The organism is Acinetobacter sp. WU_MDCI_Abxc222, from assembly GCF_025514755.1.
Taxonomy (GTDB): Bacteria; Pseudomonadota; Gammaproteobacteria; order Pseudomonadales; family Moraxellaceae; genus Acinetobacter; species Acinetobacter geminorum.
This window is the reverse complement of sequence record NZ_JAHPVG010000002.1, coordinates 108,176-122,451: the sequence shown is the minus strand read 5'-3', so window position 1 is coordinate 122,451 and position 14,276 is coordinate 108,176. Positions and strand designations below refer to the sequence as shown.

The window sequence follows — 14,276 nt, the reverse complement described above, 5'->3', positions numbered from 1 at the left end:
TTAATGAATCTGATTTAAGTTAAGGATATGAAATAAATCTATGCATGCCTGTGTATCTAGCATTTTCTCGCCTAAATGAGTAACCACTCGCATAGGGTTTAAAGCATTACAAAAGAATAGACTTTGTATTTCAGATACTTCATCTAACTCAATTACACGTACTTCACAGGCAATACCATGGTGCTGCATACGCGCCAGAATTTCTGCCCGCATTACACCGTGGACGCCATTATAACGAAGTTCAGGAGTAATCCATCTATCATTTAAACGAATAAAACAATTACTACTGACCCCTTCAACAATATAACCTTGTACATCAGTAACTAATGCTTCAGCCCACCCGAGTTGATCTGCTTCTTTTTTTAGCAATACTTGTTCAAGGCGGTTTAAAGATTTAAGCCCAACTAAGCTCGGCATGGTTAAACCTAGGGCCTGATTTAAAACACCACACTGGATAGAGTCAGGCACAACCAGCTCTAAAGCTTTTGGATAAAACCAGATATAAATATCGGCCTCATGTTTTGGTAAACTATAACCGCGGTCGCCTTCCCCACGACTAATCACAATTTTTAAAGTGCCATTGAGTACGAGGTTCTGCTTTTGCAGCTGCTGTAAACTCAGTTCAATTAATTCAAAATTTACTGTCAAAGACAGTTTTTGACATGCAAGTTTTAGACGTTGCCAGTGCCTTTCTTTAAGCTCAATTTGGTTTTGAAAAACACGAATTGTAGTAAAGCATCCATCTCCATAATGAAAGGCTCGATCTAATAAAGGAATAGTCTCAACGGGTTGCCCATTTTTAAAACACCACATGTTTGTTCCATCCTTTGCTAAAAGCCGCACAACAATACAACACCTTTCATTTAAATAATAAATGATTGATTTTAAAAAATTATACCCATTTCGTATCTACTTTTGAAACTTGTTATATATCAAGATTTAAGAATAGTTTATCTCTTATTATTATTTCTATTTTTTTCATATTAAATTCGTTTTTTATTATTTTTTTAGAATAAAGACTAGCGCTATTCTGCGTTCATGTTTTGAACATTTCATATTTTTTGAGGACTTATCTCATGCGTTTTTCTCAATTAAAAGTCGGGGTTATCGCTGCACTTCTTTCTGTTTCGTCATTTGCAGCCCAAGAATTTTTAAACGTTTCTTACGATCCTACTCGTGAGCTATATACAGATTTCAACAAACAGTTCGGTACTTACTGGAAACAACGTACTGGTCAAGATATTGAGTTTAAGCAATCACACGGCGGCTCTGGTAAACAGGCTCGTGCGGTTATCGATGGCTTAAATGCAGATGTGGTGACATTAGCACTTGCAGCAGATATTGATGAAATTGCTGAAAAAGCAAAACTACTTCCAACTAACTGGCAGAAAAAACTGCCACAGAACTCAACGCCATATACATCAACGATTGTGTTTTTGGTGCGTAAAGGCAACCCAAAGCAAATTAAAGACTGGGCTGATTTAATCAAACCAGGTGTAGAAATCATTACACCAAACCCAAAAACCTCTGGTGGTGCTCGTTGGAACTATCTTGCAGCTTGGGCTTGGGCAAAACATCAACCAGGTGGCAATGACGCGAAAGCACAAGAATACGTTCGCCAAATTTATAAACACACTAAAGTTCTAGACTCTGGTGCTCGCGGTGCGACGACTACTTTCGCTGAGCGTGGCATTGGTGATGTATTACTGGCTTGGGAAAATGAAGCTCATTTAGCTATTCGTGAACAGCCGGGCAAATTTGAAATTATTACTCCGTCTCTTTCGATCTTAGCTGAACCTCCAGTTGCAATTGTGGAGAAGAATGCAGCTAAAAAAGGCAACTTAACCATTGCTAAAGGTTATCTCAACTATTTGTACTCGCCTGCTGGTCAAGAAATTGCAGCACGTAACTTCTACCGTCCTCGTAACGCAGCTGTTCTTAAAAAATACAGCAATGTATTTAAGCCATTGAAGCTTGTAACAATCGATAAAGAGTTTGGTGGTTGGACAAAAGTACAAAAACAACACTTTGATAATGGTGGTGTTTTCGATCAAATCGTGAAAATCAATAGTGCAGAGAAGTAATTCTTTGCACTAAAAGTAAGGAGAACAGACATGATTCACACTGTAATTGTTCCGGGTGTAGGTGGCAGTGAACATCAGCATTGGCAATCTTGGTTGCAGCGTCAACTCGTGTCTAGTTCTCGTGTTGAGCAAAAAAACTGGGATAGACCTGTATTAAGCGAATGGGTTGAGCAATTCGTTAAAACAGTTCAAGCAGCTCAAGCTCCTGTTCAAATTGTTGCACATAGTTTCGGATGCTTAACGAGTGTAGCTGCTTTAGCTGAGCATCCAGAATTAAAAAGCCAAGTTAAGAAACTAATTTTAGTCGCTCCAGCGAATCCAGCACGCTTTGGGGAAGCAGGGTTTGCTCGCCATAGCTTGACCGACTACAAAGATTATTTTCATCAGTTAAAAATTGATGTACCTGCAACGCTACTCATTAGTGAAAATGATCCATGGCTCGGCTTTTTTGATGCGTTACAACTTGCGAAATCATGGAAATTAAATCCCGTTAATCTTGGTGAGGTGGGTCATATTAATGTTGCCTCAGGTTTTGGGCCATTTCCAGATTTGCTGAATTATTTGATTCCAGAAGATTCGATGTGTAGTCACTCATCTATCGACCCGGTAAAAACACATTTCTCTTTGAAATTTGCTTAATACCAATCTTTATACCGCACTGTTTATCTTTATTTATTCGCTTACTGGTTTCAGAAGGCTTTTCTCTTTGAGGAAATATCATGTCGCAGCGATCCCGAGTGCTGCCTGGGTTTGGTCTATCTTTGGGCTTCACCCTCGCCTACGTTTCTTTTATTGTGCTTATTCCATTAGCCGCAGTCTTTATCAAATCATTTGGAATCGGATGGGACGGGCTATGGGAAATTTTAACCTCAGAGCGCATCTTAAAATCGCTTCAACTCAGCTTTAGTTCAGCTTTAATCGCAGCATTTATTAATGTTGTGTTTGGTCTGCTTTTGGCTTGGTGTCTTGTTCGTTACAACTTCCCTGGAAAGCGTCTAGTTGATGCATTGGTCGATTTACCTTTTGCGCTTCCGACCGCAGTTGCAGGTATTGCACTGACTTCACTCTATGCACCTACTGGTTGGTTAGGTCAATATCTTGAACCACTTGGTATTCAGGTTGCCTATACACCTATCGGGATTACGCTAGCGTTGGTCTTTATTGGTATTCCATTTATTGTTCGAACCGTTCAGCCGGTACTTAGCGATATTGAAACCGAACTTGAGGAAGCAGCTTCAGCACTTGGTGCAAATCGCTGGCAGACGATTACTAAAATTATTTTACCAATATTACTACCTGCTCTATTTACAGGCTTTGCTTTAGCGTTTGCTCGCGGCGTGGGTGAGTATGGTTCTGTTATTTTTATTGCAGGTAACCAACCTTTTAAAACGGAAATTGCACCGCTGATGATCATTTCTCGTCTTGAAGAATATGATTATGCAGGCGCAACGACCATTGCAGCAGTCATGTTAGTTCTCTCTTTTATCATCCTATTTGTCATTAACTTACTTCAAGCATGGGCAAACCGTCGTACAGGGAGAAACATCACATGAATTTACATACCGACAGTAATGCACTTGCCTTGAAGTTACAGTCTCGTGATGCAACACGTGAGCCAACTTGGGTACGTTATACCCTCATTACAATCGCACTGATTTTTTTCGTAAGTTGCCTCATATTGCCACTCATTCTGGTTTTCGTAGAAGCATTTAAACAAGGACTAGAAGTCTATGTTCAGGCTTTGATTGATCCAGATACGTTATCAGCAGTGAAATTAACATTACTCACCGCAGCAATTGCAGTTCCAATTAACGTGATATTTGGTGTTGCTGCAGCTTGGGCTGTTTCTAAATTCCAATTTAGAGGCAAGGCTATTTTAACCACCATTATTGACATGCCTTTTTCGGTTTCACCCGTTATTGCAGGTTTAATGATTGTTCTAATTTTTGGTGCTCAAGGTTGGTTCGGCGGCTGGTTAATGGATCATGACATCAAGATTTTATATGCCGTACCTGCAATTGTTTTAGCAACCATTTTTATTACAGTTCCATTTGTGGCACGTGAGTTAATTCCACTCATGGAAGCTCAGGGAACAGAGGAAGAAGAAGCAGCAATTGTACTCGGTGCATCAGGTTGGCAAACCTTTTGGAAGGTCACACTCCCTAACATTAAATGGGGTCTGATTTACGGCGTGATTTTGTGTAATGCCCGTGCCATGGGTGAGTTTGGCGCAGTATCAGTGGTTTCTGGTCATATCCGTGGTGAAACCAATACCCTGCCACTTCATGTAGAAATTTTATATAACGAGTACACCTTTAGCGCAGCCTTTGCCGTGTCCTCACTGCTTGCCTTCTTAGCTCTTTTAACACTGATTTTAAAAACTTGGTTAGAGCTACATCAAGATAAACCAGAACCACATTCAACTGATTCGTAAGGAATGAAATCATGAGTATTCAAGTTAAAAATATTGAAAAACACTTTGGTGCATTCCATGCGCTTAAAAATATTTCCCTAGATTTTCCAGAAGGTGAACTGGTTGCGCTACTCGGGCCATCTGGATGCGGTAAAACAACGCTACTCCGTATTATTGCAGGTCTAGAATCAGCCGATGGTGGTCAAGTGCTACTTGAAGGCGAAGATGCAACCAATGTACATGTGCGTGAGCGTCAGGTTGGCTTTGTATTCCAGCATTATGCTTTATTCCGCCATATGACCGTATTTGACAATATTGCCTTTGGTTTACGTGTTCGACCTCGTGCAACACGCCCTTCGGAAGCTGAAATTAAAAAACGTGTCACTCGTTTACTTGATCTAGTCCAACTGGGCTTTTTAGCAGACCGCTACCCTGCTCAGCTTTCAGGCGGACAACGTCAGCGTATTGCTTTAGCACGGGCTTTGGCAGTAGAACCTCGTGTTTTACTACTCGATGAACCATTTGGTGCGCTAGATGCTAAAGTCCGTAAAGAGTTACGCCGCTGGTTACGCAACTTACATGATGAATTGCATATCACTTCAATTTTCGTAACTCACGATCAGGAAGAAGCACTTGAGGTTGCAGACCAGATTATTGTCATGAATAAAGGCAATGTTGAGCAGATCGGTTCACCTCGTGAAGTTTATGAAAAACCTGCAACGCCATTTGTGTTTGATTTCTTGGGTCAGGCAAATCGATTTGAAGGTGAACATACGGAAGGTATCATCCGTATCGGTAATGACCGTATTCAATTACCAACAGCAGTTGAGGCACCTCAAGGAAAAGTGATTGCTTTTGCTCGTCCAGATGAGTTACATATTCACTCGCAACCGCAAGCAAATACCATTGAAGCGACTTTTGTACGTGAAATCTGGATTGCTGGAAAAGTAGTGGCCGAATTACAAGACCGTAATGGACGTTTAATTGAAATTGCTCTGAGCAGTGAAGCTGCAAAATTACATGCATTTAAACCTAATCAAACTGTTTGGGTGAGCGCATCTCAATTGCACTTATTTGCAGACCAAGTTGCTTAAGAAATATATTTGGTGAGGAAATATCTTGCGGATCTTTAGACGCTCCTCACCTCTTTTGAGGAAAAGTGTAAATGAACTTTCAACAATTAAGAATTATCCGAGAAACAGTACGCCAAAACTTTAACTTAACGGAAGCATCGGCTGCACTCTACACATCTCAATCAGGTGTAAGTAAGCACATTAAAGATTTAGAAGATGAATTAGGTGTTCAACTTTTCGTTCGTAAAGGTAAACGCCTTTTAGGTTTAACAGAACCAGGCCAATCACTTCTTAGCATTGTTGAACGCATGTTAGTTGATGCTGAAAATATTAAAAGACTTGCCGAAGATTTTAATAAGGTTGACGAAGGAACATTAACGATCGCAACTACGCATACTCAAGCGCGTTATGTATTGCCTCCAATCGTTAATCAATTTAAGAAATTATTCCCAAAAGTACATTTAATTTTACAACAAGCTAGCCCTGTCGAAATTTCAGAAATGCTTTTACAAGGTGAAGCTGATATTGGAATTGCAACCGAGTCTTTAACAACTGAAGAAAATCTGGCTAGTATTCCTTACTACCAATGGCAACACAGTATTATTACCCCGCAAAATCATCCTTTAGTGCAGGCGGACAAGATCACTCTAGAACTTTTAGCTGAATATCCACTCATTACATATCATGGTGGTTTTACAGGTCGATCTAAAATTGATAAAGCGTTTGAAGAAGCTCACCTAGATGCAGATATCGTAATGTCAGCTCTTGATGCCGATGTTATTAAAACCTATGTAGAACTCGGCATGGGTGTCGGGATTGTCAATGATGTGGCTTATGACACAGAACGTGATTATCGTTTAAAGCAAACCAAAACTGATATTTTTGGTGTTAATACCACTTGGATTGCAGTTCGCAAAGGTCATCTATTACGCGGTTATGGTTACGAATTTATTTCTTTATGCTCACCTGATGCCGATATTAAAGCGCTTAAGAAAATTGCTTATCCAGATGAATAAAGATTAAAAATAAATAAAAGCGCTTTTTAGCGCTTTTATTTTATTAAGTAAAAAAAACGAGCCGTAGCTCGTTTTTTGTTTTTGGATCTTACCAGTAGAAGTTCACACCAACTTTACCAACTGGTAACCATTGGTATTTATCATCGTTGGCAATTTTACGTGCTTCTGCATTTACTGCTTCTTCAAGTGATTGATCACCAGTTGTAACTGCCGAACCTGTTGAAGCTAATTTAACAGTTGGGTTGCCAGTGTAGTAAGCACCTACCTCACCGAATACACCCCAGTTTTTATTGATCTTAGGTGCAAAACCAAAACCTAAGTAAGGAGCAATATCATTTTTGTAAGACATTTGACCATTAATTTTCACGCCATCGGCACCCGCAATAAAGTCTTGATTATTTACGCGGAATGAACGAGTTGCATCAACGTTACGAGTCAAATCATAATCGTTATCAAGATAAGCTGCACCTGCTGCTACATATAACCCTTGAGCCCAACGGTTAGTACTTGCACCCCAAGGACGAATTTCAGCGTTTAAGTAAATATTGTTGTTTTCCATATCTAGGTCATAAGTTGAACCATTGACTTTTACATCATCAGACCAAGAAATGTCACCACCATTATAACCTAAAGCTAAACCTACATATGGGTTTGCTTGCCATAATAAAGCACCACCGTAACCAGTTGTACCTACTTCAGCACGCGCCCCCACAGGAATTAATTGGTTTTTGTCAAATGCGTAGCTGTCATGAACAACAGCTTCATCTGCCATAGCAGCGCCAGCAGCGAATAAAGCTGTTGTGGTGACTAATACACGTAATGCTTTCATAGTTTTCTCCTCAAAAAGGCTCTGTTTTTAATTTATTCATCTTGTGACTGAAATCATAATAAAGACAGCTTAGATTCTTTTTTATACAAAAAATGCTAGATTTCTGTTATTTTTTGATACAAATTGAGTTAAATTTTTATTTTCAAATCATTTTTGTGTAAAAAACACTTGATTATCTAATAAGCTTATTTCGATTTATCTCATTTATATCATCAATTAAACGTAACACGTTTTTTGAAAGATTCTTGTCACAAATTAGTGTAAAATCTTTAAAATTTTTTATGGAAGGAAGATCATGTCTCAGCTTTCTACAATCATTGAGCAAGCATTTGAAGACCGCGCAAATTTTACTGCAGCAGATTGTTCAAGCGAAATTCGCCAAGCTGTTGAAGAAGCAATTGCTGGTTTAGATAACGGTACACTTCGAGTTGCTGAAAAAATCAATGGTGAATGGGTTGTTCATCAATGGTTAAAAAAAGCTGTTTTATTATCATTTAAACTTAATGACAATAAACCAATCGAGTCATGTGATCTTCGTTTCTATGACAAAGTTGAAACTAAATTCTCTGGTTGGACTGAAGAGCAATTTAAAGCTGCAGGTGTTCGTGTTGTTCCTCCTGCTGTGGCACGTCGTGGTAGCTTCCAAGCTAAAAACGTGGTGTTAATGCCATCTTATGTCAACATTGGCGCTTATGTAGATGAGGGCACAATGGTTGATACATGGGCAACTGTAGGTTCATGTGCTCAAATCGGTAAAAATGTTCACTTGTCTGGTGGTGTAGGTATTGGTGGTGTTTTAGAACCATTACAAGCTAACCCAACCATTATTGAAGACAACTGCTTTATCGGTGCACGTTCAGAAATCGTTGAAGGCGTTATCGTTGAAGAAGGCTCAGTCATTTCAATGGGTGTTTTCATTGGTCAATCAACTAAAATTTATGACCGTGAAACTGGCGAAATCCATTATGGTCGTGTACCAGCAGGTTCAGTTGTAGTTGCAGGTAGCTTGCCATCTAAATGTGGTACTTACAGCTTATATGCTGCAATTATCGTGAAAAAAGTTGATGCGCAAACACGTTCAAAAACAAGCTTGAACGATTTGTTACGCGCTGACTAATTTGTTATAACTCTCTGGCGGAGCTTTAATCGCTCCTCATCTCTACGATCAAACTGATCGTAGAGATTTTATTTTTTATATAGTGTGGTATTTCTAGAATGGCTTCCTTACGTTCCTCTGCAATTCCTGTCTCAGACCCTGCGTCCGGTTTACGCATTACCGAGATTTTTTACTCGTTGCAGGGTGAAGCAAATGCCTCTGGCCTACCGACTGTATTTATTCGTCTAACAGGCTGTCCATTACGTTGTAGCTATTGCGATACCACCTATTCCTTCGAAGGTGGCGAACGTTTTTCACTTGAACATATCATTGAAACAGCGACACAATTTCAAACACCTTATATTTGTGTAACAGGTGGTGAACCTCTTGCTCAGCCAAACTGTTTGATTTTATTACAACGTTTATGTGAGGCAGGTTTTGACGTTTCTCTAGAAACCAGTGGAGCTCTTGATGTATCAAGAGTGGATCCCCGTGTTTCAAAAGTCCTCGATTTAAAGACTCCAACTTCTGGTGAAGAACATCGCAATCTCATCAGTAATCTTGACCATTTAACACCACGTGACCAAATCAAATTTGTGATTTGTAATCGTGAAGACTATGAATGGTCAAAGCAACAAGTTGAAAAATATCAACTGCAAACCAAAGTCAGTACCGTTTGGTTCTCCCCTGCCTTTGCGGTTGAAAAAGGTGCTGTAGGCCTGCCACGTCTAGCACGTGATCTGGCACAGTGGATACTTGATGATAAATTACCTGTTCGTTTCCAGCTTCAGTTACATAAACTGCTTTGGAACGATGAATCAGGTCGTTAATCACTCAATAAAATAAATCATTCCGAATATGGAGAAAAATATGCGCTCTCGTGCCATTGTTTTACTTTCAGGCGGCTTAGACTCAACCACTTGCCTAGCTTGGGCACAAGCGCGCTATGAATGTATTGCTATTAGTTTTATGTATGGCCAACGCTCAACCACTGAACTTGATGCTGCAAAAGCATTAGCTCAGCGTTCAGGTGTTGAACATCGTGTAATTAATATTGATCTAGCAAATTTAGGCGGATCAGCACTTACAGATCACAACATTGCAGTACCAGAACAGTTACAAGAAGGTATTCCTGTAACTTATGTACCAGCGCGTAACACTATTTTCCTCTCATATGCTCTAGCAGCAGCCGAAGTATTTAATGCTGAAGCTATTGTTATTGGTATCAATGCCGTTGATTATTCAGGATATCCTGATTGTCGCCCTGAATTTATTGATGCTTTTGCGAATATGGCCCGTTTAGCAACTAAAGCTGGCGTAGAAGGAAAACCACTTAAGTTTGAAACACCCCTGTTACATTTATCCAAAGCGAATATCATACGTTTAGGGATTGAACATGGCGTAGACTATAGTCAAACGGTATCTTGCTACCAAGCAGATGCTCAAGGACGTGCGTGTGGTAAATGTGACAGTTGCCGTTTGCGTAAAGAAGGCTTTATCGATGCTGGTGTTACCGATCCAACACGCTATATACCGTAATAAGTAGGTAAAATTTATGAAGTTGTTAAAATCAAATCTTATTCTTTCATCTTTATTCTCAGCAGCTGCACTTATGGCTGGTTCAGCTCAAGCAGCTGAAAACCCAGTTCAAGCGGCATATAAAAGTACTAACGTTAAAGGTGCATTAGTTAACGTTTGTAAAGAACAAACTGCTAAAGGCGGCAAGTTAAGTTCATCTGAAGTTAGCAAATTCTGTAGCTGCCAAGTTGAAGCACAAGGTAAAGTGACTGAAGCACAAAAATGGGAAATCCAAAGCGCAATCAATGCGAAGAAAAGCCCAAGTTCTCTAGGATTTGTACAACAACAAAACCGTGATCTTAAAGCATGTTTCGGCCCTCAGTTAACAACTAAGCTTGAAAAGTTAACTGAAGATGCAATGAAGGCAGCTCAACAACAAGCTCCTAAAAAATAAACTTTTGTTACTCCAAATTAAGCCTGCATTTATGCAGGCTTTTTTATAGTTTTGTTAAAGAGTTTGAGAACCGTGGTATTGATCCATGTGGTGAGGGCGGTGAATTTCATACGACCGTGATTGATGGGCCAATTTTTAACAAAGCAATCCCTGTAAGAAAACTCAATATTGTTTATCATGAGGAATACGCTTTTTTACCACTTGAATTAGATCAAATTTAACTTTTAAAGGATAAGAAATGTCTGAGAATATTCAACTCCCAAATCAGGTGTTCCCTACTACACACGGCGAAGTGAACTTGGCCGAAGTCGAAAATGAATGGTTAATCATTTACTTCTATCCTAAAGACTCAACACCAGGCTGTACAACACAAGCAGTTGGTTTTTCTTGTTTGAAAGATCAATTTGAAGCTTTAGGTGCCCGTATTTTCGGTATTTCACGTGACTCGGTAAAAGCCCATCAAAATTTTACAGAGAAGCAAGCACTTACTATTGATCTGATCAGTGATAAAGAAGAAACTCTTTGTCATCACTTTGATGTGATTAAAGAAAAGAATATGTATGGTAAAAAAGTAATGGGTATTGAACGTTCTACTTTTATTTTCCATAACAAAACTTTAGTTAAAAGCTATCGCAAAGTTAAAGCAGCTGGGCACGCAGAGCAAGTTCTAGAAGACTTAAAAGCACTACAAACAGCTTAATAAACTTAAAAACAAAAAGCGGGCATAATGCTCGTTTTTTGTATATGAACAAATTACTTACTACTTTACTTTGGCGTATGATAAACATATTAGAATAATTCACGCTAAGGTATTTACATGAGTCTGCTCAAAGTTTGTAATTTACTGTCTAGTGGTCTTGTTATTTCTGCATGCTCCGTTAGTTCATCCAGTATGCCGCCCTCACTTACATCATCTACACCACAAGTTGAAACTCCATCTATAAGAATAAGTTGCCAAGATTTACAAAACCCCGCCTATCAACAAACTGTACTTAAAATAATTAATCAGATTCGCCAGCAATCACGCCAATGTGGACAACAACATTTCTCTGCAACCAGACCACTGAGTTGGAGTAATAGTTTATATAAAAGTGCACTTTCTCATAGTGAAGATATGGCGACACACAATTTTCTCGGACATGTTGGCTCCACGGGGCTAGATTTAAAATCACGTTTAAAAATTTATAATACACTCGGTAAAGCCAATGGTGAAAATGTCGCGAGTGGACAGAAAACATTAGATGAAGTGATGTCTAGATGGCTATCGAGTCCCTTACATTGTAGTAACCTAATGAACCCTAAATTTACAACCTATGCAATTGCTTGTGCTTCTGATCAATCTGTAAAACAAAAGAGCTATTGGACTCAACAATTTGGTACACGTTAAAAGGAAAAAAGATGCAATCAGGTTCGATCACCCCTATTTTAAGAATTTTTGATGTCGAGTTAGCTCAATCATTTTATCTTGAGTTCTTAGGTTTTCAGCTTGATTGGCAACATCAATTTGAAGATAACTTCCCGTTATATTTACAAATTTCTAAAGATGATTGTGTTATTCATTTATCCGAGCATTTTGGTGATGCAAGTCCACATAGTGCGATCCGTATCTATTGGGAACATATCTATGAGTTGCACAGTGAACTAAGCAAAAAAGATTATAAATTTTCTAAGCCTCAAGTTGAAAAAACAGATTGGGAAACACTTGAACTCAGCATCACCGATCCTTTTTCCAACCGAATTATCTTTTGGGCAGATGCTTAATTTATATACACTTACTCAAAATCATCTAAATTAGAGCGATCATCTTCTTCAAAGCGTTGTTGCAACTGTTGATAAGTGCGTGTTTTTTTAAATTCATCCAAAAATTGAATAGTTCCTACAGGAAAAAACTCTGTTTGGATTTCACCACGATAATAAGCTTCACGCATTGGCGTTGCCGAAATAGAGTCCTTTAAACTATCAAGTTCAACCATAATCCACTCAGGAAATAGTCGTAAATAATATGAAGACTCATCCTTAAAGTGTCCAATCAAACCTACTTTTGAGTTCGGTTCAATTATGCCATTCACTAAAGATTTGACTTGTTTTACCCATTTTTCGTCATTATAAACATCTACTACATGTACAAAACGAATGCGTTTTTGTTCTTCTAATGAGAAATTTGACAAGATCATTTGCTCACGCTCTACTGCTAAGAACGGATTTTTAATATTACGTTCCATTTGAGCAGAGCCTAATGCCAAAACGACATAGTGGCTTTGTTGTAAGGCAATTTCAATTGTCTGCATATGAGCCAAATGAAATGGTTGAAAACGCCCTATAAAAACGAGATAGTCAAATTTATACATAATTAGATTTTCACTTTTTATGAACTCACCAGTTACCCGCATTAGAAAGAATATGCGCCATAATGAGAACCTAAAAATTAACAACGTGGTTTAAAGCAAGGATAGTACGATGACACTTAGCTGTATTCAACAACCTCATCAACATTTACATGCAAATTTAGAAGGTGGCGTACTCACCTTAGCCATAAATCGTCCAGAAGCAAAAAATGCGCTGTATGGCGAACTTTATTTATGGATTGCTAAAGCACTTGATGAAGCTAACCAAGACAAAGATGTACGAGTAATCGTTCTTCGTGGCGTAGAGCAAGATTTTACCGCTGGGAATGACATGAAAGATTTTATGGGTTTTGTACAACATCCTAATGCTGGTCCGGCAGGTCAAGTTCCTCCATTTGTACTCCTTAAATCTGCTGCTAGATTATCGAAGCCGCTTATTATTGCAGTAAAAGGTGTGGCAATTGGTATTGGTGTTACGATTTTATTACACGCAGATTTAGTTTTTGCTGACAACACTGCTCTTTTCCAAATTCCATTTGTTAGTCTTGGTCTTTCACCAGAAGGTGGTGCAAGCCAACTATTGGTTAAACAAGCGGGTTATCACAAAGCAGCTGAACTTCTATTTACAGCGAAAAAATTTAATGCAGAAACTGCCGTCCAAGCAGGTTTAGTGAATGAAGTCGTTGAAGATGCTTATGCATCTGCTCAGGCAACTGCTCAACATTTAGCAGCTTTACCACTTGCATCCTTAAAACAAACAAAAGCATTGATGAAACATGATTTAGATCAAATTATTGGATGTATTGATTATGAAGCTGAAATCTTTATGCAGCGCGTTCAATCTCCAGAAATGCTAGAAGCTGTACAAGCATTTATGCAAAAACGTAAACCAGATTTCTCACAGTTTAATTAAAATCAATTTCTATGATTTGAATAAACTCAAAGGCAGGCTCTTCATAAAGATGGCTTGCCTTTAATGCTTTTGCTACAGCCTTTGCATTTTCTTCAATTACAATTGTTTCTACACGCCACTCATCAACTTGTTCGAGTTCACCCAGCTCTCCGATATAAGGATCTGCACCTTTGACTGGTTTAAATTGTCCTGTTCCTTTCACCTGCCATGCACAGTGTTCATAATTACCGATACCACCCGCACCAGCAGAAAAAATAGCTTGTTTTGTCGACTCAAGATGTGACTCAGGTACGTAATAAATCAGCTTTAACATAAGTAGAATGGCTCGAAACTAGTGAACTAGCTTTAAATCATACCTTTAAAAAAGCTTCTAAATCAAAGTCAGCTCATCATTACCAAATAATTTACTCCAATAAAGAGGATTTGAATGGCAAGCGCCAAGCCAAACAAGCGCCAGCCCTTATCTTTGGTATACATTGTTCTTATGTGATACTTATTTTTCATCATTTTGATCTCCGATTTTTATCGTTGTTAC

General features: G+C 38.8%; 19 protein-coding genes and 1 pseudogene. 15 read left to right on the top strand and 5 right to left on the bottom strand.

Features of this window, described 5'->3' with window-relative positions:
• Window positions 1-813, bottom strand: a complete 813-nt coding sequence (gene pabC / locus KTJ10_RS04580) for an aminodeoxychorismate lyase (RefSeq protein WP_262441455.1) — start codon at window positions 811-813, stop codon at window positions 1-3.
• A gap of 263 nt (window positions 814-1,076) precedes the next feature.
• On the opposite strand from pabC, the gene KTJ10_RS04575 reads away from it, so the two are divergent.
• From KTJ10_RS04575 to KTJ10_RS04550, 6 genes are all read left to right on the top strand, one after another.
• Entirely contained in the window at window positions 1,077-2,084 is a 1,008-nt protein-coding gene (locus tag KTJ10_RS04575; protein WP_001212602.1) for a sulfate ABC transporter substrate-binding protein, read from the top strand.
• Between the two features lie 30 nt (window positions 2,085-2,114).
• Entirely contained in the window at window positions 2,115-2,723 is a 609-nt protein-coding gene (locus KTJ10_RS04570; RefSeq protein ID WP_002118423.1) for an RBBP9/YdeN family alpha/beta hydrolase, read from the top strand.
• Window positions 2,724-2,803: 80 nt separating this feature from the next.
• Window positions 2,804-3,637 (top strand): sulfate ABC transporter permease subunit CysT, encoded by an 834-nt coding sequence (gene cysT / locus KTJ10_RS04565; RefSeq protein WP_005073131.1) that lies wholly within the window; start codon window positions 2,804-2,806, stop codon window positions 3,635-3,637.
• The gene (gene cysW, locus KTJ10_RS04560; protein ID WP_032006997.1) at window positions 3,634-4,518 is read left to right on the top strand and encodes a sulfate ABC transporter permease subunit CysW; all 885 of its coding nucleotides are present in this window, start codon (window positions 3,634-3,636) and stop codon (window positions 4,516-4,518) included. Before cysT ends, cysW begins: the two co-directional genes overlap by 4 nt.
• Window positions 4,519-4,529: 11 nt before the next feature.
• Complete coding sequence (locus KTJ10_RS04555; RefSeq protein WP_002118816.1) at window positions 4,530-5,591, top strand: sulfate/molybdate ABC transporter ATP-binding protein; 1,062 nt, start codon at window positions 4,530-4,532, stop codon at window positions 5,589-5,591.
• A 71-nt stretch (window positions 5,592-5,662) separates the two neighbouring features.
• Window positions 5,663-6,586: a CysB family HTH-type transcriptional regulator gene (locus KTJ10_RS04550; RefSeq protein WP_002118601.1), complete on the top strand. Its 924-nt coding sequence runs from the start codon at window positions 5,663-5,665 to the stop codon at window positions 6,584-6,586.
• Between the two features lie 88 nt (window positions 6,587-6,674).
• Here the strand turns inward: KTJ10_RS04550 and carO are convergent, their stop codons facing one another.
• Complete coding sequence (carO, locus tag KTJ10_RS04545; protein ID WP_057070314.1) at window positions 6,675-7,415, bottom strand: ornithine uptake porin CarO type 3; 741 nt, start codon at window positions 7,413-7,415, stop codon at window positions 6,675-6,677.
• Between the two features lie 295 nt (window positions 7,416-7,710).
• Here carO and dapD point away from each other — a divergent pair, with 295 nt between their 5' ends.
• The 8 genes and pseudogenes from dapD (at window position 7,711) to KTJ10_RS04505 (ending at window position 12,244) form a co-directional block, all read left to right on the top strand.
• Window positions 7,711-8,532, top strand: a complete 822-nt coding sequence (gene dapD, locus KTJ10_RS04540) for a 2,3,4,5-tetrahydropyridine-2,6-dicarboxylate N-succinyltransferase (protein ID WP_057086220.1) — start codon at window positions 7,711-7,713, stop codon at window positions 8,530-8,532.
• 98 nt (window positions 8,533-8,630) lie between these two features.
• Complete coding sequence (queE, locus tag KTJ10_RS04535) at window positions 8,631-9,341, top strand: 7-carboxy-7-deazaguanine synthase QueE (protein WP_002118723.1); 711 nt, start codon at window positions 8,631-8,633, stop codon at window positions 9,339-9,341.
• Window positions 9,342-9,381: 40 nt separating this feature from the next.
• Window positions 9,382-10,050, top strand: coding sequence for a 7-cyano-7-deazaguanine synthase QueC (queC, locus tag KTJ10_RS04530; RefSeq protein ID WP_002118843.1), 669 nt, complete (start codon window positions 9,382-9,384; stop codon window positions 10,048-10,050).
• A gap of 16 nt (window positions 10,051-10,066) precedes the next feature.
• Window positions 10,067-10,483: a hypothetical protein gene (locus KTJ10_RS04525; protein ID WP_005073124.1), complete on the top strand. Its 417-nt coding sequence runs from the start codon at window positions 10,067-10,069 to the stop codon at window positions 10,481-10,483.
• Window positions 10,484-10,542: 59 nt separating this feature from the next.
• Window positions 10,543-10,704 (top strand): annotated as a pseudogene (locus KTJ10_RS04520) (ATPase); the annotation flags it as partial.
• A gap of 17 nt (window positions 10,705-10,721) precedes the next feature.
• On the top strand, window positions 10,722-11,183 hold the full coding sequence (locus KTJ10_RS04515) for a peroxiredoxin (protein WP_017480568.1): 462 nt from the start codon (window positions 10,722-10,724) through the stop codon (window positions 11,181-11,183).
• A 117-nt stretch (window positions 11,184-11,300) separates the two neighbouring features.
• On the top strand, window positions 11,301-11,870 hold the full coding sequence (locus KTJ10_RS04510) for a CAP domain-containing protein (RefSeq protein ID WP_262441454.1): 570 nt from the start codon (window positions 11,301-11,303) through the stop codon (window positions 11,868-11,870).
• Between the two features lie 11 nt (window positions 11,871-11,881).
• A complete protein-coding gene (locus KTJ10_RS04505; protein WP_002118499.1) occupies window positions 11,882-12,244 on the top strand; it encodes a glyoxalase superfamily protein in 363 nt (120 codons plus the stop codon).
• A gap of 11 nt (window positions 12,245-12,255) precedes the next feature.
• Here the strand turns inward: KTJ10_RS04505 and KTJ10_RS04500 are convergent, their stop codons facing one another.
• Window positions 12,256-12,831, bottom strand: coding sequence for a nicotinate-nicotinamide nucleotide adenylyltransferase (locus tag KTJ10_RS04500; RefSeq protein WP_081410517.1), 576 nt, complete (start codon window positions 12,829-12,831; stop codon window positions 12,256-12,258).
• Window positions 12,832-12,940: 109 nt separating this feature from the next.
• On the opposite strand from KTJ10_RS04500, the gene KTJ10_RS04495 reads away from it, so the two are divergent.
• A complete protein-coding gene (locus tag KTJ10_RS04495; RefSeq protein WP_262441453.1) occupies window positions 12,941-13,741 on the top strand; it encodes an enoyl-CoA hydratase-related protein in 801 nt (266 codons plus the stop codon).
• Here the strand turns inward: KTJ10_RS04495 and KTJ10_RS04490 are convergent.
• A complete protein-coding gene (locus tag KTJ10_RS04490) occupies window positions 13,734-14,054 on the bottom strand; it encodes an NGG1p interacting factor NIF3 (RefSeq protein WP_262441452.1) in 321 nt (106 codons plus the stop codon). The two genes, KTJ10_RS04495 and KTJ10_RS04490, sit on opposite strands and share 8 nt — an antisense overlap.
• Window positions 14,055-14,122: 68 nt before the next feature.
• Window positions 14,123-14,248 (bottom strand): KGW motif small protein, encoded by a 126-nt coding sequence (locus KTJ10_RS04485; protein ID WP_031944991.1) that lies wholly within the window; start codon window positions 14,246-14,248, stop codon window positions 14,123-14,125.
• Window positions 14,249-14,276: the final 28 nt, after the last annotated feature.